The organism is Streptomyces sp. NPDC052012 (genome assembly GCF_040689265.1).
Lineage (GTDB): Bacteria > Actinomycetota > Actinomycetes > Streptomycetales > Streptomycetaceae > Streptomyces.
In genome coordinates this window covers 163,148-185,129 of record NZ_JBFAXA010000006.1, presented here as the reverse complement: position 1 = coordinate 185,129, position 21,982 = coordinate 163,148, and the positions used below count along the sequence as shown (strand labels likewise).

Sequence of the window (21,982 nt, the reverse complement as noted above, 5' to 3'; positions counted from 1 at the left end):
ACCACCATGACGCTCGTCAAGGAAGCGCCCGCGCGCCCGGCAGGGAAGCGGCCCGCCGCGCCCGTCGCCGGGCGGCGCGGGCGGCGCCGCGAGAACCTCGCCGGCTACCTCTTCATGTCGCCGTGGATCGCGGGATTCCTGCTGCTCACGGCGGGGCCGATGATCGCGTCGCTGTACTACGCGTTCACCAGCTACAACCTGTTCACGCCGCCCCGGTGGGTGGGGCTGGACAACTTCACGACGATGTTCCAGGACCCACGCTGGCAGAAGTCGGTCGAGGTCACGCTGAAGTACGTCGTCGTGGCGACGCCCCTGAAGCTGCTGCTCGCGCTCGGCGTCGCGCTGCTGCTCGCGCAGAAGCGCCGCGGGCAGGGCCTGTACCGGGCCGCGTTCTACATGCCCTCGCTCATCGGCGCCAGCGTCTCCGTCGGCTTCGTCTGGCGGGCGCTGTTCTCGGACGACGCGATCGTGGACCGTACGCAGAAGATCTTCGGTCTCGACGTGGGCGGCTGGATCGGCAACCCGGACTACGTCATCTACGCCCTGGTGGCCCTGAGCATCTGGCAGTTCGGCGCGCCCATGGTCATCTTCCTGGCCGGTCTCAAGCAGGTCCCGCAGGAGTTGTACGAGGCGGCCGAGGTGGACGGGGCCGGTCCGCTCAGGCGGTTCTGGAACATCACGCTGCCGATGATCTCCCCGGTGCTGTTCTTCAACGTGCTGCTGGAGTCCATCCACGCGTTCCAGGTGTTCGGCTCCGCCTATGTCGTCTCCGACACCCGGTGCGGGCCCGCCGACGCCACGCTCGTCTACACCTGTTACCTCTACCAGAAGGGCTTCAAGGAGGCCCAGATGGGCTTCGCCTCCGCGATGGCCTGGACGCTGGTGATCGCGGTGGCGCTCGTCACGGCGGTCCTGTTCTGGTCGCAGAAGAAGTGGGTGCACTACGAGGAGGCCGCCAAGTGACCACGACCACCAGTCCTGCCCTGACCGCGGCGAACGAGCGCCGGCGCTTCGGATCGATCGCCTGGCACCTGGGCGCGCTCGTCGTCCTCGCGGTCGTCCTGTACCCCGTGATCTGGGTGGTCGGCGCCTCGTTCAAGCCGAGCAAGGACATCATCGCCAGCCTCGACCTGCTGCCCGCCGAGCCGGTCTGGGCGAACTTCTCCGGGCTCGCCGACGGCATCTCCGGCATCGCCATCAGCAGCTTCTTCTGGAACTCGCTGGTGTACGCGGTCCTGGCCGTGGTCGGGGTCGTGCTGTCCAGCTCACTGACCGCGTACGCCTTCGCCAAGATCCGGTTCGCCGGGCGGAACCTGCTGTTCACGCTGATGATCGGCACGCTGCTGCTGCCGTACCACGTGCTGCTCATCCCGCAGTACGTGCTCTTCCGCAACCTGGAGCTGACCGACACCCTGGTGCCGCTCGTCGCGGGCAAGTTCCTCGCCACGGAAGCGTTCTTCGTGTTCCTGATGGTGCAGTTCATGCGCGGGCTCCCCAAGGAGCTGGACGAGGCCGCCAAGCTCGACGGCTGCGGGCATCTGCGCACCTACTGGTCGATCGTGCTGCCGCTGAGCCGGCCCGCGATCATCACCAGCGCGATCTTCACCTTCATCAACGCCTGGAACGACTTCATGGGGCCGTTGATCTACCTCAACACCCCGGAGAAGTACACCGTCTCGCTCGGCCTGATGATGTTCCGCGACCAGGAGGGCATCGCCAACTACGGCAGCATGATCGCGATGTCGCTGGTGGCGCTGGTGCCGGTCATCGCCTTCTTCATGGCCTTCCAGCGCTATCTCATCGACGGCATGGCGACGTCCGGGCTGAAGGGCTGAGGCGGTCACCATGGCGCAAGCACGCGTGAAGGCCCGCCCCCCGCGCAAGGAGTCCGTGTTCGGCGAGCGCTTCGCGGTCTTCGCCGAGTGCCTGCTCACCGGCGTGTGGATCGCCGTGGCCTGTCTCGGGATCGTCACCTACCCCGCGGCCTTCGCCGCCGGCGCCCGGCACCTGCGGCGTCGTACGGCCCACGAGGGCGGTGGCCTGCGGGAGTTCGCGGCCGACTTCCGTACGGCCGTGCGCGGCGGGTGGGTCGTCGGGCTCGCCGGGTGGGCGGCGGCCGGCGCGGTCTGGGTGGACGTCCTCGCCGCGCGGGCCGGGCTGCCCGGTGGGCCGCTCGTCGGGGCCGTCGGTGTCTTCGCGCTGATCGGAACCGCCGTGACCCTGCTGCGGGCGGCCGCCGCCTGGGCGCCCGGCGCATCCTGGCGGGCGCTGCTCCCGGACGCCGCGCGGCGGACCATGCTCGATCCCGCCGGGTCGTTCCTGATCGTCTGCGGTCTGGCTGTCGTGGCCCTGTCCGCCTGGATCGTGGCCCCGCTGGCGGTCCCCGTCCTGGGGGCCGTCGCGGCGGCGGCCGTCGCCGTGGAGAACCGTCACCGGCGCGGCTGACCAGCAGTGCCCCACCCCAAGGCCGGCGCCTCGGCGTCGCGCCCCCGCCTGTCATGCCCTTGACATACCCCTGCATCCCGCACGGAAGGAAAGGCCATGTCCCCCATCCCCCGCAGGTCCCTCCTCAAGGCGGCCGCCGTCGCCGGAGCCGCCGCCCAGTTCAGCTGGGCCCTCGGCGCCCAGGACGCCGCCGCCGCGCCCGGAGCCGAGGCGGCCGACGCCGACCCGGTGACCCTCGACTGGCTGGAGGACGGCGGCCTCGGCGCCGCCCCCGGCTCCACCGTCGGCGTGCCCTGGCCCAAGGGCGCCCTCCAGGAGGACCAGACCTTCGCCCTCACCGACGCCGACGGCAAGCCCGTCCCCGTCCAGACCTGGCCCCTCGCGTACTGGCCCGACGGCTCCCTGAAGTGGACCGCCCACGCGGTGAGCTCCGGCTCCGGCAAGCTCACCCTCACCACGGGCACACCGGCCGCCCCGGAGAAGAAGGTCACCGTCGACAAGAGCGGCGGCACCATCGACATATCGACCGGCGTCATCACCGCGAAGATCGCCAAGTCGGGCGCCACGATCGTCAAGTCGGTCACCCGCGGCTCCACCGAGATCGCCCGCGACGGCCGCCTCGTCCTGCTGCGCCAGCCCGAGTTCGAGGACGGCGACCAGACCACCGTCAGGACCGAACGCTTCGACGGCGCCGTCTCGGAGGTCACCGTCGAACAGGAGGGCCCGGTCCGCGCCGTCGTCCGCATCGACGGCAAGCACCGCAAGGGCAGCCGCAGCTGGCTGCCGTTCTCCGTCCGCCTCTACTTCTACGCGGGCGCCGACTCCTTCCGGATGGTGCACACCCTCACCTACGACGGCACGCAGGAAGCGGGCAAGGCGAGCGGCGACTTCATCCGCGGCCTGGGCGTCCGCTTCACCGTCCCCCTGCGCGACGAGTCCTACGACCGCCACATCCGCATCGGCGGCGAGGGCACCGGCATGCTCCGCGAGGCCGTCAAAGGCATCACCGGACTGCGCCGCGATCCCGGGATCGCCGTGCAGGAGGCCCAGTTCGCGGGCAGGAAGCTGCCCGACCCCTCGACCTGGGACCAGCGGGTCACCACCCGCCTCCAGTACATCCCCGAATGGGGCGACTACACCCTCTCCCAGCTCTCCGCCGACGGCTTCGCCCTGCGCAAGCGCACGAAGAAGGGCTACGGCTGGATCCCCGCCGGCGGCGGCCGGCGCGCCTCCGGCTTCGGCTACGTCGGCGGCGTCAGCGGCGGGCTCTCCTTCGGCCTGCGCGAGTTCTGGGAGAAGTTCCCCGCACAGCTCGACATCCGCGGCGCCCACACCGACGCCGCCGAGGTCACCCTCTGGCTCTGGTCACCTGAGGCCCAGCCCATGGACCTGCGCTTCTACCACGACGGCATGGGCCAGGACACCTACCCCGAACAGCTCGAGGGCCTCAACATCACCTACGAGGACTACGAACCCGGCTTCGGCACCCCGTACGGCATCGCCCGCACCTCCGAACTGCTGTTCTGGGCCAACGAGTCGACACCGAGCGCCGACACCCTCGCCGAACAGGTCGAGGCCGTCCGCGTCCCGCCGCAGCTCGCCGCGCCGCCGAAGCAGCTCATCAGGGCCGGCGTCTTCGGCAAGGGCCTGTTCGCCGAGCCCGACCGCTCCACTCCGGCCAAGGCGAAGATCGAGGACCACCTCGACTTCCTCTTCACCTACTACAAGGACCAGGTGGAGATGCGCCGCTGGTACGGCTTCTGGGACTACGGCGACATCATGCACACCTACGACACCGTGCGGCACCAGTGGCGCTACGACGTCGGCGGCTACGCCTGGGACAACTCCGAGCTCTCACCCGACCTGTGGCTCTGGTACGCGTACCTCAGAAGCGGCCGCGCCGACATCTTCCGCTTCGCCGAGGCCATGACCCGGCACACCGGCGAGGTCGACGTCTACCACCTCGGCAAGTGGGCCGGACTCGGCACCCGGCACGGCGTGCAGCACTTCGCCGACAGCGCCAAGCAGCAGCGCATCGCCAACACCACCTACCGCCGCTACTACTACTTCCTCACCGCCGACGAACGCGTCGGCGACCTGATGCACGCCAACGTCGACTCCGACGAGACCTTCCTCGTCCTCGACCCCATCCGCAAGATCCGCACCGAGCCGTACACCCCCGACCGGCACGCCCTGTCGATCGGCTTCGGCACCGACTGGAGCGGCCTGGTGTCGGCGTGGCTCACCGAGTGGGAGCGCAAGGGCCCCAAGTGGGAGAAGGCCAAGGCGCGCGTGCTGTCCACCATGGAGACCATCGCCGCCCAGCCCAACGGCTTCGTCCAGGGCACCGGCCTGTACGACCTCGACACCGGGAAGTTCGCCGTCGCCGACAAGCCCGTCGTCGGCGTCTCCCACCTGTCCGCCGTGTTCGGCCTCAACGAACTGTGCGCCGAGCTGATCGACCTCGTCGACATGCCGGAGTTCAACGAGGCCTACTTCGACTACTGCCGCTACTTCAACGCCACCAAGGCCGAACAGGCAGCCCGCTACGGCAGCAACTTCGGCAGCCTGATCCTCTTCCAGGGCCACTCCCGCCTCGATGCCTACGCCGCCGTGAAGACCGGCGACGACAAGCTGGCCGAGCGGGCCTGGGAGAAGTTCTACAACTCCGACGGCTACAAGGAGTCCGCGCCCTGGAGGACCGAGAAGGTGAGCGGACCGACCGCCCTGGTCGCGGGCAGCGAGGCCACCTGGGTGTCCACCAACGACACCGCCCTCTACGGCCTCGCCGCCATCGAGAACCTGGCCCTTCTCGGAGACCGGATGCCGTAACGCGCACACACCGGGCGCGGGCGGGCACACTCCGTCCATGGACTGGAACCATTACCGCTTCCGCAGTCTGTGGACCCTGTCCGCGCCCGTCCCGGTGGTCTACCGCGTCCTGGAGCGGATCGAGGACTACCCCCGGTGGTGGCCGCAGGTCCGCGAGGTCGTCCGGCTCGACGCCGGCAGCGGGATCGTACGGATCCGCTCCCTGCTCCCCTTCGATCTGCGGGCCACCCTGCACGAGGGGCGGCGCGATCCGGAGAAGGGAATCCTGGAGGTGGGCCTGTCCGGGGACATCGACGGCTGGGCCCGCTGGACCGTCACCCGGCTCGGACCCGGCGGCAGCCTCGCCCACTACGAGCAGGAGGTGGACGTGCGCAAGCCGCTGCTGCGGCGGCTGGCCGTGCCGGCCCGGCCCGCCTTCCGGATCAACCACGCCCTGATGATGCGGGCCGGCCGGCGTGGACTGGCGGCCCACCTGGAAGCGGTTTGAAGGAAGCGTGCCCGGACCTGTATTGTTCAGTGCGTTCCCGGGCGATTAGCTCAGTGGGAGAGCGCTTCGTTCACACCGAAGAGGTCACTGGTTCGAACCCAGTATCGCCCACCGGGAAAGCCGGTCCGTCGCAGACGGACCGGCTTTGTTGTGTCCGCCCGGTGTCCGCGCAGCACCTCACGCCGCCGCCGGAAGATCCGGGCGCAGGGGCCAGGCCGGGTCCACCGCCTCCTCCGTGCCGGTGCGCGCGAACCACGCCTGCAGGCCCCGGGCCTGTGCCGCGTGCCACACCGCCTGCAGGGTGTGCAGCTCGCCGGGGGAGAGCCGCTCCAGCCGGGACGCGAACCGGCGCCCCACCGCCCGCGTGACCTCCAGCGCCGCCACCGCGTCCGCCGCCGCGTCGTGCGCCTCCTCCAGGCTGACGCCGTAGTGCGCGCACAGGTCGGTCAGCGTGCGCCGGCCCTTGCGGTAGCGGTCCAGGTGCTTGTCCAGCACCCGCGGATCCAGCACCAGCAGCGGTGTCCGCTCGAACCAGCGGTGCAGCGACGAGGCGCGGTGCCGGCGCAACTCCCGGTCCAGCAGCGTGAGATCGAACGGCGCGTTCATCACCACCAGCGGCCGACCCACACCCGCCTGCTCGGCCAGCGTCTCCGCTATCTCGTACATCACCGGAGCGGGCCAGCGGCCGTTGCGCTGCAGGTGCTCCTCCGTCAGTCCGTGCACCTCCGTGGCCGCGGCCGGCACCGGTACACCCGGGTTCACCAGCCAGCGGTTCACTCGCGGCCGGGCGCCCGGCGCGTCCTGGACGACGACGGCGGCCGACACGATCCGGTCGGTCTCGACGTCGACGCCCGTCGTCTCCGTGTCAAAGGCGGCCAGCGGCCCCTCGTACCAGCACGTCATACCCAACAACCCCTCGTTCACCATCGGCAGTTGACGCACCGTCCGCTGCCCGCTCCGGTGATACCCGGGCTGTTTGCGCCGTACGCCGGAAGGAGACAACAGGGTTAAGGGTCTTTGCAGTTCAGCGGCCCGAAGCGGGGATTCACTTGTTCTGGAAGGCTGTTCGGTCATGGCCATTGCGCAGCCCGAACGGGGCGGGCTGCTGCCCGAGCGCACGGCACCGTCTCGCGGCTCTCTCGCCACCACCGCCTGCATGGAGACCCTGCAGGTCGGCTATCTGCACGCCGTCGCCGCCGCCGCGGGCTGTTCGCTGTCCCAGCCGTTCCCGGACAACGGCATCGACTGGCACGTCAGTCACAGCGCACCCGGGCACACCGTCGACGACGAGGTCACCATCAAGGTGCAGCTCAAGGCGACCTACCAGGTCGCGCCCGACCCGCCGGGCCGCTCCTTCTCCTTCACGCTCGACAACGCGCACCTCGCCAAGCTCGCCCGCACACCGGTCTCCGTGCACAAGATCCTCGTCGTGATGCTCGTCCCGCGCTCCCAGGACGACTGGCTGCGCGCCAGCCACGACCGGCTCGACCTGCGGCACTGCTGCTACTGGACCAACCTCGCCGGACACCCGCTCACCGGCCGGCAGCGCACCACCGTGCGGATCCCCACCTCACGCATCTTCGACGACCGGGCGCTGTGCGAGATCATGACCCGGGTCGGAACGGGAGGGAAACCATGACGCACCGCCCGACCGACGAGCCGATGCGGCCGGTACGCCCCCACCCCACCGAGGGTGCGTGGGGCGCCGGCCCGGCCGGACCCGAGCGGACCGAACCGGACGAGCGATCCGCCGAGGCCGGGGAGACCGGGTGGAGGTGGCAGCCGTCCGGGCCCCAGATCGCCGGCCGGAGCGGGCGGGCCGCCGAAGACGCGGGCACGGCAGGGAGCGGCACGCCCGCACAGCCCGGGGACGGCGCGCTCCCGGACACCGCGTGGGACGGGGGGCTGCCCGACGCCGCCGAGGTCGACCCCGCCGTACTGCAGGCACTGCTGCGGCGGCACGGATGGACGCGGCGCGGCGGGGCCGCCGGCCGGTACGGACGCTGGACGCCGCCCGGGCCGGGCAGCGGTACCAGCCTGCTCGTGCCGGAGAGCCGCTCCTTCCCCGACAGCGAGGACCTGATCGCCGAGGCCCTGCTCGCCCTGACCCGCAGCGGACTCGACAGCGCCCGCGAGGTGCTGGTCTCCCTCGCCGTGCCCAGCGACGAGATCCGCTGGTGGCGCGACATCCCGGACGGACCCGCGGGCGCCGCCGCCTGGACCGCGGAGGAACGGCTGCGCTTCGCCGCCCGCCGCACCCTGCTCGCCGCCGCCCTCGCCACTCGCGCCCGAGCGGGCTACCACGGCGCCCGGCACCGCCGCTCCGCCCTCGCCGCCCTGGACGCCGTCCTGACCGGCCCCGCCCCCGGCGGACGCCGGATCACCGCCTTCCTGCCCGTCACCACCGGCCGCCCCCTCGCCGTACGCCTCCACCAGGCGCTGTACGCCACCCGCGAGGCCATCGACTACCGGCGCGCCACCGGCGGCATGGACGCCTTCGACACCGCCGTCGAAGCGGGCGTCAGCCATGAACTCACCGAGGCGCTCGTGGCGCTGGTCCGCGGCTCCGAGGGCGCCCGGATCGCCGTCGCCTGGGCCCCGGCGGCGGGCGTACCCGACGGCTGTGCGGCCCGCCCCGAACCCGTCGAGTTCTCACCCGGAGACCTGCCCGTGCTGCGCGAGGCCGGCATCCGCTACCAGCGCGAGGAGCCCTCCGTACCGGTGCGGATCACCGGCACCGTGGTGCGGATGCGCAGGTCGGGGCCGCGCGGCGAGGGCACCGTCCGGCTGCGGGTGCTCGCCGGGGCCGACCTCGGCCACGTCCGGATCACCCTCGGCGAGGACGACTACCGCACCGCCGGGCACGCGCACCTCGTCGGGCTGCCGGTACGGGTGAGCGGGCGCCTGGAGAGCCGCGGCGGCTTCCGGCGCCTGACCGAGGTGGCCGACCTCACACCGGTCCAGGTCGACGACGCCGAACGCGACCGCCTGATGAAGGCGATCCAGGAGAACGCCGAGGCCGCGGCCTTCTTCGGCGAGGCGTGTGAGCCCGACGGCGAGGAATGATTTCGCCCAGGCGGGCCCCGGGTCGGTACGATCGGGTCTCGCGCGCGCTCCGGTATGGCGCCGCTAACCCACCTTCAGTCAGGAGAGACCGGTGTCAGACGTCCGTGTGATCATCCAACGCGATTCCGAGCGGGAAGAACGCGTGGTGACGACGGGCACTACGGCCGCCGAGCTCTTCGCCGGCGAGCGCTCGATCATCGCCGCGCGCGTGGCCGGTGAGCTCAAGGACCTCTCCTACGAGGTCAAGGACGGCGAGACCGTCGAGGGCGTCGAGATCTCCTCCGAGGACGGCCTGAACATCCTGCGCCACTCCACCGCGCACGTCATGGCCCAGGCCGTGCAGGAGCTGTTCCCCGAGGCCAAGCTGGGCATCGGCCCGCCCGTCAAGGACGGCTTCTACTACGACTTCGACGTCGAGAAGCCCTTCCATCCCGATGACCTCAAGGCCATCGAGAAGAAGATGCAGGAGATCCAGAAGCGCGGCCAGCGCTTCTCCCGCCGCGTGGTCACCGACGAGGCCGCCCGCGAGGAGCTCGCCGACGAGCCGTACAAGCTGGAGCTGATCGGCCTCAAGGGTTCGGCGTCCCATGACGACGGCGCGGACGTCGAGGTCGGCGCCGGCGAGCTGACGATCTACGACAACCTGGACGCCAAGACCGGCGAGCTGTGCTGGAAGGACCTCTGCCGAGGCCCCCACCTGCCCTCCACCCGCCACATCCCGGCGTTCAAGCTGATGCGCAACGCCGGTGCCTACTGGCGCGGCAGCGAGAAGAACCCCATGCTGCAGCGCATCTACGGCACCGCCTGGCCGACCAAGGACGAGCTCAAGGCCCACCTGGACTTCCTCGCCGAGGCGGAGAAGCGCGACCACCGCAAGCTGGGCCACGAGCTGGACCTGTTCTCCATCCCGGAGCAGATCGGCTCCGGCCTCGCCGTCTTCCACCCCAAGGGCGGCATCGTCCGCCGGGTCATGGAGGACTACTCGCGGCGCCGCCACGAGGAGGAGGGCTACGAGTTCGTCTACACCCCGCACGCGACGAAGGGGAAGCTCTTCGAGACCTCGGGCCACCTGGACTGGTACGCCGACGGCATGTACCCGCCCATGCAGCTCGACGAGGGCGTGGACTACTACCTCAAGCCCATGAACTGCCCGATGCACAACCTGATCTTCGACGCACGGGGGCGTTCGTACCGCGAACTGCCGCTGCGCCTCTTCGAGTTCGGGACCGTGTACCGGTACGAGAAGTCGGGTGTCGTGCACGGCCTGACCCGGGCCCGCGGCTTCACCCAGGACGACGCGCACATCTACTGCACCCGCGAGCAGATGTCCGAGGAGCTCGACAAGACCCTCACCTTCGTCCTGAACCTGCTGCGCGACTACGGCCTGACCGACTTCTACCTGGAGCTGTCCACCAAGGACCCGGAGAAGTTCGTCGGCACGGACGAGGCCTGGGACGAGGCCACCGAGACGCTGCGGCAGGTCGCCGAGAAGCAGGGCCTGCCGCTGGTCCCGGACCCGGGCGGCGCCGCCTTCTACGGCCCGAAGATCTCCGTCCAGGCCAAGGACGCGATCGGCCGCACCTGGCAGATGTCGACCATCCAGCTCGACTTCAACCTGCCGGAGCGCTTCAACCTGGAGTACACCGCCGCGGACGGCTCCAAGACCCGCCCGGTGATGATCCACCGCGCCCTGTTCGGCAGCATCGAGCGGTTCTTCGCGGTGCTCCTGGAGCACTACGCGGGCGCCTTCCCGGCCTGGCTCGCGCCCGTCCAGGCACTCGGCATCCCGATCGGCGACGCGCACGTCGAGTACCTGGAGAAGTTCGCCGCGCAGGCGAGGAAGCAGGGGCTGCGGGTCGAGGTGGACTCCTCCTCGGACCGCATGCAGAAGAAGATCCGCAACGCCCAGAAGCAGAAGGTGCCCTTCATGGTCATCGCCGGCGACGAGGACATGGCCAACGGTGCCGTCTCCTTCCGCTACCGCGACGGCTCCCAGGAGAACGGCATCCCCGTCGACGAGGCCATCGCGAAGATCGTGAAGGTCGTCGAGGAGCGGGCGCAGGTCTGAGGCCGCGCAGCACGGCAGGGCCCCCGGGAGCGATCCCGGGGGCCTTTTCCTCGGGTGTGCGGCAACGCCATATGCTGCACGCATGACGAGTGAGCCGGAGCAGCAGTTGGGAGTGGGGACGCAGGACGCGTTCCAGCGTCTGTGGACGCCCCACCGGATGGCCTACATCCAGGGTGAGAACAAGCCGACCGGCCCGGGTGCCGACGACGGCTGCCCCTTCTGCTCCATCCCGGCCAAGTCCGACGAGGACGGGCTGATCCTCCGGCGCGGCGAGCAGGTGTACGCGGTGCTCAACCTGTACCCCTACACCGGCGGCCACCTCATGACCGTGCCGTACCGGCACGTCGCCGACTACACCGAGCTCACGCCGCAGGAGACGGCGGAGCTCGCCGAGCTGACCAAGCAGGCGATGACCGCGCTGCGGAACGCCTCCGGGGCGCACGGATTCAACATCGGCATGAACCAGGGCACGGTGGCGGGCGCGGGCATCGCGGCGCACCTGCACCAGCATGTCGTCCCGCGGTGGGGCGGCGACACGAACTTCATGCCGGTGGTGGGCCACACGAAGGTGCTGCCGCAGCTTCTGGCCGACACCCGGAAGATGCTGGCGGAGGCCTGGCCGACGGGATGATCCTGCAGCGGGGATCAGCCATATCCAGCCCGTCCGGCGTTTGAGGACGAGGCCGTTCAGGCCGATGGGGGTCTGGGGGCGCAGCCCCCAGGGACGGCCACCCCCACGCACGGCTCAACCGCCGGAGGCCTACGCGTCGTACACGTCCGCCTTCCTCGGTGCCGCGTCCTGGACCGCCGTGCTCAGGAACGACGACCGCGCACCGAACTTCTCGGTGTCCACGCCGTTCTCCTCCAGCACCTTGATCGCGGCCGCGTGCACCACCCGCAGCACCGGCGTGGCCGCCCGCAGCGCGTCGTCGGCCATGAACCGGTGCCGCCACGGCTTGTCCGCCCACGCGTGCCGCAGACCGAACGGCTCCGGCAGCGTCAGCGTGCCGCCGAGCCAGTTCAGCAGCGGGGGATACCAGGTCAGCGGGGCTCGCGCGGTGAGGCGTACCACCTCGTCCGTGTCGACCAGCGGGAGCTTCACCTTGCGGGTCTCCCAGAACTTGATCGACTTCTGGACCTCCTTCTCCTTGGCCGCCGGCTTGGTGGTGAACAGCGAGTGCACCGGCCCCAGCGCGTGTCCGGTGACCTCGATGCGCAGCGTCTCGTGCAGCACCGTCACCGTGATCAGCATGGTGATGACCAGCTGGCCGTCCCACAGCGTCCACTGCACGCCCAGATAGTGCCGGTCGCCCGCGCCGAACTGCTGCTTGTTGCAGATGTCCTGTATCGCGTGCGTCTTGACCCGGTACGCCTCGACGTCCGTGCCCTCAGGCCGGGACACCGCCGTGGCGTTCTCGGCGATCGGGGTGACGATCCAGTGCTGTATCGACGGCTTGGGGAAGCCGCCCGTGTTCAGCGGACCGCGCTCCAGCATGCGCAGCCTGTCCTGGATGGACTTGATCACGTCCCAGCTGCGGAAGGGGTGGATCTCCCGGTCCGGGTCGGCCTGCACCAGATCCTCGGCCAGCTGCCAGCTGCCCCAGCGCGTGCCCATGCCGAGTATGCCCTTGGGCCCGGCGTAGAACACCGAGTTGGACTGCTGCTCGGCGCTGAGCCGGGCCAGGGACTGGCGCAGCTGCTCGGCCGCCTTCTCGCCGGGGCTGCTCGGCACCGCCTCGGGCACCTTGGCGCCGACACTGGTGCCGGACAGCAGCCCTTCCCATCGCTCGCGCAGGTCACGCGCGGTGCGCTCGCAGATCTGCTTGGCCCAGAACCAGCCCACGACCGGGGCGACGACCGCCGCCCGCGCGTACCACCCCCAGAACCCGCCGAACGGCATGCGGATCAGGAACAGCACCGCGAGGGCGCCCACCGCGACGAGCAGAGTGGTGGCGAGCGCCCCGGCCCGCTTGTCGTCCCGCCTGGCGACGGTGGTGCGGATCTGGAACACCAGCAGCCACACCAGCAGTCCCGGCAGGAACAGCAGCCCGCACAGCACCATCACGGCGGTCAGCCAGTTGTCCCGCTCCCTGCGGATGCGGTGGGCGGCGAGCGCGTGCTCCACGACCACCTGGGGCTGGGTGCCGAAGGACTGGATGAGCGGCTTGCGCTCCGCGCCGAGCATGCGGTCGATGACGGCCCGGGAGAACGCCTCGCCGAGGTTCGGCCGGAACAGCGCGATCTTCGGCGCGCTGACCTCCGACTTGTGCCACTCGCTGTTCGCTTCGAGGATGTCCTTCGCCTCGTTGTCCCGGTAGGCCGCCGAGGCCAGCGCGAACGTCGGCGTCTGCCCCTCGTCGCCCGTGCGCGGCACCTGCGGACCGAAGAACTCCGCGTAACCGCCGTCAACGGTCATTCCCGCCCCCGATCGCCGCGACCACTCGTCTTGCGGCCTTCCCGACTTCCTTGCTGCGCACACCTGTTGATCAGGTCCTCAGCGTATCCGCAGCCACCGGCATCCGTCTGCGGACGGCCCAAGCCGCCCGCAGAGGTGAAGTGAAGCGTTGTGCTCGCGATGTGCGGACGCGTGCGCCGGGCGCCCGCACAAGCTCCGCGGGCGCCCGGGCGTCGTCCCTCAGGCGTTGCGCACCTCCTCGCGCACCCGTTCCGCGATCTGCGGCGGCATCGGCTCGTGCCGCGCGTACCTGCGGCTGAAGCGGGCGGTGCCGTGGGACAGCGAGCGCAGGTCCACGGCGTACCGGCCGATCTCGATCTCCGGCACCTCCGCCTTGATCAGCGTGCGCCCGCCGGCCGCCTGCTCGGTGCCCAGCACCCGGCCGCGCCGGCCGGACAGGTCGCTCATCACCGAGCCCACGTAGTCGTCGCCGACGAGGACGCTCACCTCGGCGACCGGCTCCAGGAGCAGGATCTTCGCGTCCGCGGCCGCCTCCCGCAGGGCGAGCGCCCCGGCCGTCTGGAACGCGGCGTCGGAGGAGTCCACCGAGTGCGCCTTGCCGTCCAGCAGGGTCACCCGCACGTCGATCAGCGGGTACCCGGCGACGACTCCCTTGGCCGCCTGGGCCCGTACGCCCTTCTCGACGGACGGGATGAACTGCCGCGGTACGGCGCCGCCGACGACCTTGTCCACGAACTCGATGCCCGAACCGCCCGGCAGCGGCTCGACCTCGATCTCGCAGATCGCGAACTGGCCGTGACCGCCGGACTGTTTGACGTGCCGTCCGCGTCCGGCGGCCTTGCCGCCGAACGTCTCCCGCAGCGAGACCCGGTGCGGTACGACGTCGACCTGCACGCCGTAGCGGCTGCGCAGCCGCTCCAGCGCCACGTCGGCGTGGGCCTCGCCCAGGCACCACAGGACCACCTGATGGGTGTCCTGGTTCTGCTCCAGCCGCATCGTCGGGTCCTCGGCGACCAGCCGGGCCAGGCCCTGGGAGAGCTTGTCCTCGTCGGGTTTGCTGTGCGCCTGGATGGCCAGCGGCAGCAGCGGGTCGGGCATCTCCCACGGCTCCATCAGCAGCGGGTCGTCCTTGGCGGACAGCGTGTCCCCGGTCTCCGCGCGGCTCAGCTTCGCGACGCACGCCAGATCGCCCGCGATGACGTGGGACACCGGTCGCTGCTGCTTGCCGAACGGGGTGGACAGGGTGCCGATCCGCTCGTCGACGTCGTGGTCCTCGTGGCCGCGGTCGGCCAGCCCGTGCCCGGAGACGTGCACCGTCTGGTCGGCCCGCAGCGTCCCGGAGAACACCCGGACCAGGGAGAGCCGGCCCACGTAGGGGTCGGAGGAGGTCTTCACGACCTCCGCGACCAGCGGGGCGTCGGGGTCGCACGGCTTCAGCTCGCGCGGCTTGCCGTCCACGGTGGTCACCCGCGGGGTGCCGTGCTCCAGGGGCGTCGGGAAGCCACGGGTGATCAGCTCCAGGAGCTCCACCGTGCCGAGGCCCTGGCGGCCGCCCTCACCGGCGGGCGCGGCAGCCAGCACGGGGAAGAACACCCCGCGGGCGACCGCCCGCTCCAGGTCCTCGATCAGCGTCTTGACGTCGACCTGCTCACCGCCGAGATAGCGGTCCATGAGGGTCTCGTCCTCGCTCTCCGAGATGATCCCCTCGATCAGCCGGTTGCGGGCCTCCTCGATCAGCGGCAGCTGGTCCTCGCCGGGCTCGGACTCCTTGCGCTCGCCGGTGGAGTAGTCGAACAGCTTCTGCGACAGCAGCCCGATCAACCCCGTCACGGGCGCGTGCCCGTCGGGCCCCTCCGGGCCGTGCAGCGGCAGGTACAGCGGCAGCACGGCGTCCGGGTCGTCCCCTCCGAAGGTCTCCGCGCAGATACGGGTCATCTCCTCGAAGTCCGCGCGTGCGGCCTCCAGGTGCGTGACGACGATGGCGCGCGGCATGCCGACGGCCGCGCACTCGTCCCACACCATGCGGGTCGAGCCGTCCACGCCGTCGGAGGCCGAGACGACGAAGAGGGCCGCGTCCGCGGCGCGCAGACCGGCCCTGAGTTCCCCGACGAAGTCGGCGTATCCGGGGGTGTCCAGGATGTTGATCTTGATGCCGTCCCATTCGACGGGCACCAGGGAGAGCTGTACCGAGCGTTGCTGCCGGTGCTCGATCTCGTCGTAGTCGGAGACGGTGCCGCCGTCCTCCACACGGCCCGCCCGGTTGATCGCTCCCGCCGTCAGCGCGAGAGCCTCCACCAGAGTCGTCTTGCCCGATCCGGAGTGGCCGACCAGCACCACATTCCGTACGGACGTGGGATGGTCGGCCGCCTGTGCCCTGCCGGCGGCTCCGGGGTGTGTGTGCGCCTTGTCGCCCATGATCCTGCCTCCCGTGCACGGTGAGGTCACTGTGGGCGCGGACACGCGGGATCCGCGTGCGGAGCGGCTCCGGCGACGCCCGCGGTCCTTCGAGCTTTCCACTCCCGTCACGGTGCGTCCATACGAAGGACGCGAACCCGCCACCGCGCCGGGACGCACCGGCCCGGCGGCTGCCCGAGAGCGCCTCCGGCGCGGGCGCCCGGGTGCCCGGCCGCCACCGGCACACGCGCGTGGCTACGATTGGGCCCCGCCGGTGGCCAGCAGGGGCCACGCGGCCACACCGACCGTCGGGAAGGCCATGCTGAACAAGTACGCGCGTGCATTCTTCACGCGTGTCCTCACACCGTTCGCCGCGTTTCTCATCCGGCGGGGGGTCAGCCCCGACACGGTCACGCTCATCGGCACCGCGGGTGTGGTCGCGGGCGCGCTGGTCTTCTACCCCATGGGCGAGTTCTTCTGGGGCACGGTCGTGATCACGCTGTTCGTGTTCTCCGACCTCGTCGACGGCAACATGGCCCGCCAGCTGGGCCGCTCCAGCCGCTGGGGCGCCTTCCTCGACTCCACCCTCGACCGTGTGGCCGACGGCGCCATCTTCGGCGGCTTCGCCCTGTGGTACGCGGGCAGGGGCGACGACAACATCCTGTGCGCCGTCTCGATCTTCTGCCTGGCCAGCGGCCAGGTGGTGTCGTACACCAAGGCGCGCGGCGAGTCGATCGGCCTGCCGGTCGCCGTCAACGGGCTGGTCGAGCGGGCCGAGCGGCTGGTGGTCTCGCTGGTCGCGGCCGGTCTGGCCGGCCTGCACGCGTTCGGTGTGCCCGGCATCCAGTACCTGCTGCCGGTCGCCCTGTGGATCGTCGCCGTGGGCAGCCTCGTCACACTGATCCAGCGGGTCGTCACCGTCCGCCGCGAGTCCGCCGAGGCCGAGGCCGCGGAGGCCGCCGACGCGGGCCGCGCGGAGCCCCGGGGGAGCGAGGCAGCCAAGTGAGCGCGCAGGAACGGCTGACCGACGCCCTGTACGGAGCGGGCTGGGCCACCGTGAAGAAGCTCCCCGAGCCGGTCGCAGTGCGGCTGGGGCGGACCATCGCCGACCTCGCCTGGAAGCAGCGCGGCAAGGGCGTACAGCGGCTGGAGAGCAACTACGCGCGCGTGGTGCCGGACGCGAGCCCCGAGCGGCTCGCCGAGCTCTCCCGCGCGGGGATGCGGTCGTATCTGCGCTACTGGATGGAGTCCTTCCGGCTGCCCGCGTGGAGCCCCGAGCGCATCAGGACCGGCTTCGACCCCAAGGACGTGCACCACCTCACCGACGGCATGGCCCGCGGCAAGGGCGTGATACTCGCCCTGCCGCACCTCGCCAACTGGGACCTCGCCGGCGCCTGGGTCACCACCGAGCTCGGCATCCCGTTCACCACCGTCGCCGAGCGCCTGAAGCCGGAGACGCTGTACGACCGTTTCGTCGCCTACCGCGAGAGCCTCGGCATGGAGGTCCTGCCGCACAGCGGCGGCACCGCCTTCGGCACGCTGGCCCGGCGGCTGCGCGACGGCGGCCTGGTCTGCCTGGTCGCCGACCGTGACCTGTCCGCCTCCGGCATCGAGGTCGACTTCTTCGGCGAGACCGCGCGGATGCCGGCCGGCCCGGCCCTGCTCGCCCAGCAGACCGGGGCCCTGCTGCTGCCGGTCACGCTCTGGTACGACGACTCGCCCGTGATGCGGGGCCGGGTCCATCCGCCGGTCGAGGTGCCCGAGTCAGGCACGCGCGTGGAGAAGACGTCTGTCATGACACAGGCGCTGGCCGACGCCTTCGCCACGGGGATCGCCGACCATCCGGAGGACTGGCACATGCTGCAGCGCTTGTGGCTGAAGGACCTCGATCCCGCGAAGGGGCCCGCGTGAGGATCGGCATCGTCTGCCCGTACTCCTGGGACGTGCCCGGGGGCGTCCAGTTCCACATCCGGGACCTGGCCGAGTACTTCATCCGCCTCGGCCACGAGGTGTCCGTCCTCGCCCCGGCCGACGACGACACCCCGCTGCCGCCGTACGTCGTCTCGGCGGGCCGCGCGGTGCCGGTGCCGTACAACGGCTCGGTGGCCCGCCTGAACTTCGGCTTCCTGAGCGCCGCGCGGGTGCGGCGCTGGCTGCACGACGGCTCCTTCGACGTCATCCACATCCACGAGCCGACCTCGCCGTCGCTCGGCCTGCTGACCTGCTGGGCGGCGCAGGGCCCGATCGTGGCCACCTTCCACACGTCCAACCCGCGCTCCCGCGCGATGATCGCCGCGTACGCCATCCTCCAGGCGGCCCTGGAGAAGATCAGCGCGCGGATCGCGGTGAGCGAGTACGCCCGGCGCACCCTCGTCGAGCACCTCGGCGGTGACGCGGTGGTGATCCCGAACGGCGTCGACGTCGACTTCTTCGCCAAGGCCGAGCCCAGGCCTCAGTGGCAGGGCGACACCATCGGCTTCATCGGCCGCATCGACGAGCCCCGCAAGGGCCTGCCGGTGCTGATGAGGGCCCTGCCGAAGATCCTCGCCGCCCGCCCGCAGACCCGGCTCCTGGTCGCCGGCCGCGGTGACGAGGAGGAGGCGGTGCAGACGCTGCCCGCCGAACTGCGCTCCCGCGTCGAGTTCCTCGGCATGATCAGCGACGAGGACAAGGCGCGCCTCCTGCGCAGCGTCGACCTGTACGTCGCGCCCAACACCGGCGGCGAGAGCTTCGGCATCATCCTCGTCGAGGCGATGTCCGCGGGCGCCCCGGTGCTCGCCTCCGACCTGGACGCCTTCGCCCAGGTACTCGACCAGGGCGCGGCCGGCGAGCTGTTCCCCAACGAGGACGCGGACGCCCTCGCCACGCAGGCCGTGCACCTCCTGGAGAACCCGGAGCGCCGCGCGGCACTGCGCGACCGCGGCAGCGCCCACGTCCGCCGTTTCGACTGGTCGACGGTCGGCGCGGACATCCTGTCCGTGTACGAGACGGTCACGGCGGGCGCCGCGGCGGTGGCGGCGGACGACCGCACGACGGGTCTGTGGGCCCGCTTCGGACTGGCGAGGGACTAGGGGGTGTCGTTTGGATCGCGTCGCAGGGAAGGGGCGGTGCCAGACCCCGCGTCTGCGGCGTGATCCGAACGACAGGCCCGAGCGGAGGCGAAGGTGGCGTCGAGTCGCAGGAGAGCGCACCGATACCCTTGCCGCCCGTGACCGCAACCCTCATCTGGATCCTCGTCGCCCTCGTCGTGATCGGCGTCTACCTGAGCTGGACGGCGGGACGGCTGGACCGGCTGCACGCGCGTATCGACGCCGCCCGCGCCGCCCTCGACGCCCAGTTGCTGCGCCGGGCGTCCGTGGCCCAGGAGCTCGCCACCTCCGGTGTGCTCGACCCGGCCGCCTCGATCGTCCTCTACGAGGCCGCGCACGCGGCCCGGCAGGCGGTCGAGGAGCAGCGGGAGGTCGCCGAGAGCGAGCTGAGCCAGGCGCTGCGTGCCGTGTTCGCCGAGCCCCAGCAGGTGGAGGCGGTCAAGGAGGCGCCCGGGGGAGCGGAGACGGCTCTGGAGCTCGCCGAGGCGGTCCGCAGGGTGCCGATGGCCCGCCGCTTCCACAACGACGCCGTACGGGCCGCACGGGCCCTCAGAAGGCACCGCAAGGTGCGCTGGTTCCGGCTGGCGGGGCACGCGCCGTTCCCCATGGCGTTCGAGATGGACGACGAGCCGCCCGCGGCCCTCATAGAGCGGGCCGCATAGCGACGCGATCCGGCCAGGCGGGACGCGCCCCCGGCCGGAAAAGGATCCACCGGCTTGCCATTGGCCCTTGCTGTGGACTGGTCCGTTCACGTTTCCTCAGTGCTGCAGAAACCCTCTTTTCCCCATCAGTGAGGTCATTCGTGTCCAGCACGCTCTCCGAGAACCAGGGTCCCGAGACCGGCACCGCGCGCGTGAAGCGCGGCATGGCCGAGCAGCTCAAGGGCGGCGTGATCATGGACGTCGTCACGCCCGAGCAGGCCAAGATCGCCGAGGACGCGGGCGCCGTCGCCGTCATGGCTCTGGAGCGGGTCCCGGCCGACATCCGCAAGGACGGCGGCGTGGCCCGCATGTCCGACCCGGACATGATCGAGGGGATCATCGACGCGGTCTCCATCCCCGTGATGGCCAAGTCCCGCATCGGCCACTTCGTCGAGGCCCAGGTCCTGCAGTCCCTCGGCGTCGACTACATCGACGAGTCCGAGGTCCTCACCCCGGCCGACGAGGTCAACCACTCCGACAAGTGGGCGTTCACCACCCCCTTCGTCTGCGGTGCCACCAACCTGGGCGAGGCCCTGCGCCGTATCGCCGAGGGCGCCGCGATGATCCGCTCCAAGGGCGAGGCCGGCACCGGCAACGTCGTCGAGGCCGTGCGCCACCTGCGCCAGATCAAGAACGAGATCGCCCGTCTGCGCGGCTACGACAACCACGAGCTGTACGCCGCCGCAAAGGAGCTGCGTGCCCCCTACGAGCTCGTCAAGGAGGTCGCCGAGCTGGGCAAGCTCCCGGTCGTGCTGTTCTCCGCCGGCGGTGTCGCCACCCCGGCCGACGCCGCGCTGATGCGTCAGCTCGGCGCCGAGGGCGTCTTCGTCGGCTCCGGCATCTTCAAGTCCGGCGACCCGGCCAAGCGTGCCGCCGCCATCGTGAAGGCCACCACCTTCTACGACGACCCGAAGATCATCGCGGACGCGTCCCGCAACCTGGGCGAGGCCATGGTCGGCATCAACTGCGACACCCTCCCCGAGGCCGAGCGCTACGCCAACCGCGGCTGGTAAGAGCCGAGGGCCCACGAGCACCAGGGGTTCACCCACACATGACCGACGCACCTGTCATCGGAGTCCTGGCCCTCCAGGGCGACGTACGGGAGCACCTCATCGCCCTGGCCGCGGCGGACGCCGTGGCCAGGCCGGTGCGGCGCCCCGACGAGCTCGCCGAGGTCCACGGCCTCGTCATCCCCGGTGGTGAGTCCACCACCATCTCCAAGCTGGCCCATCTGTTCGGCCTGATGGAGCCCCTCCGCGCGCGCGTGCGGGACGGCCTGCCCGTGTACGGCACCTGCGCCGGCATGATCATGCTCGCCGACAAGATCCTCGACCCGCGCTCCGGTCAGGAGACCGTCGGGGGCATCGACATGATCGTGCGCCGCAACGCCTTCGGACGGCAGAACGAGTCCTTCGAGTCCGCGGTCCAGGTCGAGGGCATCCCAGGCGATCCCGTCGAGGGCGTCTTCATCCGCGCCCCCTGGGTGGAGTCCGTGGGCGCCGGGGCCGAGGTGCTCGCCGAGCACGACGGCCACATCGTCGCGGTCCGCCAGGGCAACGCGCTGGCCACGTCGTTCCACCCGGAACTGACCGGGGACCACCGCGTGCACGGCCTGTTCGTGGACATGGTGCGCGCATGGCGGACGGCCCGGTCCTTGTAGGATTCCAGCGTTCGTTGCAGAGATGGGTTACGCGAAGGAGACAGGCAGATGTCCGGCCACTCTAAATGGGCCACGACGAAGCACAAGAAGGCCGTGATCGATGCCAAGCGCGGCAAGCTCTTCGCGAAGCTGATCAAGAACATCGAGGTCGCGGCCCGGATGGGCGGTGCCGACCCCGACGGTAACCCGACGCTGTACGACGCCATCCAGAAGGCCAAGAAGTCGTCGGTCCCGAACAAGAACATCGACTCGGCGGTCAAGCGCGGCGCGGGCCTGGAGGCCGGCGGCGCCGACTACGAGACGATCATGTACGAGGGCTACGGGCCGAACGGTGTCGCGGTGCTCATCGAGTGCCTCACCGACAACCGCAACCGCGCCGCCTCCGAGGTCCGCGTCGCCATGACCCGCAACGGCGGCTCCATGGCCGACCCGGGCTCGGTGTCCTACCTGTTCAACCGCAAGGGCGTGGTGATCGTCCCCAAGGGCGAGCTGACTGAGGACGACGTCCTCGCCGCCGTCCTGGACGCGGGCGCCGAGGAGGTCAACGACCTCGGCGAGAACTTCGAGGTGATCAGCGAGCCGACCGACCTGGTCGCGGTCCGCACCGCCCTCCAGGACGCCGGCATCGACTACGAGTCCGCCGACGCCAACTTCGTCCCGACCATGCAGGTCGAGCTGGACGAGGAGGGCGCGAAGAAGATCTTCAAGCTGATCGACGCGCTCGAGGACAGCGACGACGTGCAGAACGTCTTCGCCAACTTCGACGTGAGCGACGAGATCATGGAGAAGGTCGACGCGTAACGCAGCCGCGGGCTCAGCGGGTC

19 protein-coding genes and 1 tRNA gene are annotated in these 21,982 nt (G+C 70.8%); 17 read left to right on the top strand and 3 right to left on the bottom strand.

Translation table 11 applies throughout. The annotated features are described in order from the left end of the window. Positions 1-6 precede the first annotated feature (6 nt). From AB0412_RS14145 to AB0412_RS14120, 6 genes are all read left to right on the top strand, one after another. Positions 7-963, top strand: a complete 957-nt coding sequence (locus AB0412_RS14145) for a sugar ABC transporter permease (protein WP_366402831.1) — start codon at positions 7-9, stop codon at positions 961-963. Further along, positions 960-1,835, top strand: coding sequence for a carbohydrate ABC transporter permease (locus AB0412_RS14140; RefSeq protein WP_366402830.1), 876 nt, complete (start codon positions 960-962; stop codon positions 1,833-1,835). The genes AB0412_RS14145 and AB0412_RS14140 overlap by 4 nt, the downstream gene beginning before the upstream one ends. 10 nt (positions 1,836-1,845) lie before the next feature. Then, positions 1,846-2,445, top strand: coding sequence for a hypothetical protein (locus tag AB0412_RS14135; protein ID WP_366402829.1), 600 nt, complete (start codon positions 1,846-1,848; stop codon positions 2,443-2,445). Positions 2,446-2,541: 96 nt separating this feature from the next. Next, on the top strand, positions 2,542-5,277 hold the full coding sequence (locus tag AB0412_RS14130) for a Tat pathway signal sequence domain protein (protein WP_366402828.1): 2,736 nt from the start codon (positions 2,542-2,544) through the stop codon (positions 5,275-5,277). Between the two features lie 37 nt (positions 5,278-5,314). Then, the gene (locus tag AB0412_RS14125) at positions 5,315-5,764 is read left to right on the top strand and encodes an SRPBCC family protein (protein ID WP_366402827.1); all 450 of its coding nucleotides are present in this window, start codon (positions 5,315-5,317) and stop codon (positions 5,762-5,764) included. A 39-nt stretch (positions 5,765-5,803) separates the two neighbouring features. Beyond that, positions 5,804-5,875, top strand: a tRNA-Val gene (locus tag AB0412_RS14120). Positions 5,876-5,941: 66 nt separating this feature from the next. Here AB0412_RS14120 and AB0412_RS14115 read toward each other — a convergent pair. Next, on the bottom strand, positions 5,942-6,667 hold the full coding sequence (locus tag AB0412_RS14115; RefSeq protein WP_366402826.1) for a 3'-5' exonuclease: 726 nt from the start codon (positions 6,665-6,667) through the stop codon (positions 5,942-5,944). A 169-nt stretch (positions 6,668-6,836) separates the two neighbouring features. Between AB0412_RS14115 and AB0412_RS14110 the strand changes: the two genes are divergently transcribed. The 4 genes from AB0412_RS14110 (at position 6,837) to AB0412_RS14095 (ending at position 11,529) form a co-directional block, all read left to right on the top strand. Further along, entirely contained in the window at positions 6,837-7,403 is a 567-nt protein-coding gene (locus AB0412_RS14110) for a DUF4365 domain-containing protein (protein ID WP_366402825.1), read from the top strand. After that, positions 7,400-8,830 (top strand): hypothetical protein, encoded by a 1,431-nt coding sequence (locus AB0412_RS14105; RefSeq protein WP_366402824.1) that lies wholly within the window; start codon positions 7,400-7,402, stop codon positions 8,828-8,830. The genes AB0412_RS14110 and AB0412_RS14105 overlap by 4 nt, the downstream gene beginning before the upstream one ends. Before the next feature lie 91 nt (positions 8,831-8,921). Further along, complete coding sequence (thrS, locus tag AB0412_RS14100; protein WP_366402823.1) at positions 8,922-10,898, top strand: threonine--tRNA ligase; 1,977 nt, start codon at positions 8,922-8,924, stop codon at positions 10,896-10,898. An 82-nt stretch (positions 10,899-10,980) separates the two neighbouring features. Further along, on the top strand, positions 10,981-11,529 hold the full coding sequence (locus AB0412_RS14095; protein ID WP_366402822.1) for an HIT domain-containing protein: 549 nt from the start codon (positions 10,981-10,983) through the stop codon (positions 11,527-11,529). Positions 11,530-11,658: 129 nt separating this feature from the next. Here the strand turns inward: AB0412_RS14095 and AB0412_RS14090 are convergent, their stop codons facing one another. Both AB0412_RS14090 and AB0412_RS14085 read right to left on the bottom strand, forming a co-directional pair. Further along, the gene (locus tag AB0412_RS14090; protein WP_366402821.1) at positions 11,659-13,314 is read right to left on the bottom strand and encodes a hypothetical protein; all 1,656 of its coding nucleotides are present in this window, start codon (positions 13,312-13,314) and stop codon (positions 11,659-11,661) included. A gap of 219 nt (positions 13,315-13,533) precedes the next feature. Continuing rightward, on the bottom strand, positions 13,534-15,729 hold the full coding sequence (locus AB0412_RS14085) for an elongation factor G-like protein EF-G2 (RefSeq protein WP_366402820.1): 2,196 nt from the start codon (positions 15,727-15,729) through the stop codon (positions 13,534-13,536). 298 nt (positions 15,730-16,027) lie between these two features. Between AB0412_RS14085 and pgsA the strand changes: the two genes are divergently transcribed. The 7 genes from pgsA (at position 16,028) to AB0412_RS14050 (ending at position 21,959) form a co-directional block, all read left to right on the top strand. Further along, the gene (pgsA, locus tag AB0412_RS14080) at positions 16,028-16,714 is read left to right on the top strand and encodes a phosphatidylinositol phosphate synthase (RefSeq protein ID WP_366402935.1); all 687 of its coding nucleotides are present in this window, start codon (positions 16,028-16,030) and stop codon (positions 16,712-16,714) included. Next, the gene (locus AB0412_RS14075; RefSeq protein WP_366402819.1) at positions 16,711-17,619 is read left to right on the top strand and encodes a phosphatidylinositol mannoside acyltransferase; all 909 of its coding nucleotides are present in this window, start codon (positions 16,711-16,713) and stop codon (positions 17,617-17,619) included. The genes pgsA and AB0412_RS14075 overlap by 4 nt, the downstream gene beginning before the upstream one ends. Further along, positions 17,616-18,779 carry a glycosyltransferase family 4 protein gene (locus tag AB0412_RS14070; RefSeq protein ID WP_366402818.1) on the top strand — a complete coding sequence of 388 codons (1,164 nt, stop codon included), beginning with the start codon at positions 17,616-17,618 and terminating at the stop codon, positions 18,777-18,779. The genes AB0412_RS14075 and AB0412_RS14070 overlap by 4 nt, the downstream gene beginning before the upstream one ends. A gap of 137 nt (positions 18,780-18,916) precedes the next feature. Beyond that, a complete protein-coding gene (locus AB0412_RS14065) occupies positions 18,917-19,459 on the top strand; it encodes a hypothetical protein (protein WP_366402817.1) in 543 nt (180 codons plus the stop codon). Positions 19,460-19,599: 140 nt separating this feature from the next. Beyond that, entirely contained in the window at positions 19,600-20,511 is a 912-nt protein-coding gene (pdxS, locus tag AB0412_RS14060; protein ID WP_093768304.1) for a pyridoxal 5'-phosphate synthase lyase subunit PdxS, read from the top strand. Positions 20,512-20,549: 38 nt separating this feature from the next. Next, positions 20,550-21,158, top strand: coding sequence for a pyridoxal 5'-phosphate synthase glutaminase subunit PdxT (pdxT, locus tag AB0412_RS14055; protein WP_366402816.1), 609 nt, complete (start codon positions 20,550-20,552; stop codon positions 21,156-21,158). Positions 21,159-21,206: 48 nt separating this feature from the next. After that, positions 21,207-21,959, top strand: coding sequence for a YebC/PmpR family DNA-binding transcriptional regulator (locus AB0412_RS14050; RefSeq protein WP_260827008.1), 753 nt, complete (start codon positions 21,207-21,209; stop codon positions 21,957-21,959). The last annotated feature ends 23 nt before the right edge of the window (positions 21,960-21,982 follow it).

Coding starts and splice junctions, on each gene's coding strand:
- AB0412_RS14050 (WP_260827008.1), top strand. CDS start 21,207: ATGTCCGGCCACTCTAAATGGGCCACGACGAAGCACAAGAAGGCCGTG.
- AB0412_RS14090 (WP_366402821.1), bottom strand. CDS start 13,314: ATGACCGTTGACGGCGGTTACGCGGAGTTCTTCGGTCCGCAGGTGCCG.
- AB0412_RS14085 (WP_366402820.1), bottom strand. CDS start 15,729: ATGGGCGACAAGGCGCACACACACCCCGGAGCCGCCGGCAGGGCACAG.
- AB0412_RS14095 (WP_366402822.1), top strand. CDS start 10,981: ATGACGAGTGAGCCGGAGCAGCAGTTGGGAGTGGGGACGCAGGACGCG.
- AB0412_RS14115 (WP_366402826.1), bottom strand. CDS start 6,667: ATGACGTGCTGGTACGAGGGGCCGCTGGCCGCCTTTGACACGGAGACG.
- AB0412_RS14105 (WP_366402824.1), top strand. CDS start 7,400: ATGACGCACCGCCCGACCGACGAGCCGATGCGGCCGGTACGCCCCCAC.
- AB0412_RS14145 (WP_366402831.1), top strand. CDS start 7: ATGACGCTCGTCAAGGAAGCGCCCGCGCGCCCGGCAGGGAAGCGGCCC.
- AB0412_RS14130 (WP_366402828.1), top strand. CDS start 2,542: ATGTCCCCCATCCCCCGCAGGTCCCTCCTCAAGGCGGCCGCCGTCGCC.
- pgsA (WP_366402935.1), top strand. CDS start 16,028: ATGCTGAACAAGTACGCGCGTGCATTCTTCACGCGTGTCCTCACACCG.
- AB0412_RS14110 (WP_366402825.1), top strand. CDS start 6,837: ATGGCCATTGCGCAGCCCGAACGGGGCGGGCTGCTGCCCGAGCGCACG.
- AB0412_RS14125 (WP_366402827.1), top strand. CDS start 5,315: ATGGACTGGAACCATTACCGCTTCCGCAGTCTGTGGACCCTGTCCGCG.
- AB0412_RS14135 (WP_366402829.1), top strand. CDS start 1,846: ATGGCGCAAGCACGCGTGAAGGCCCGCCCCCCGCGCAAGGAGTCCGTG.
- pdxT (WP_366402816.1), top strand. CDS start 20,550: ATGACCGACGCACCTGTCATCGGAGTCCTGGCCCTCCAGGGCGACGTA.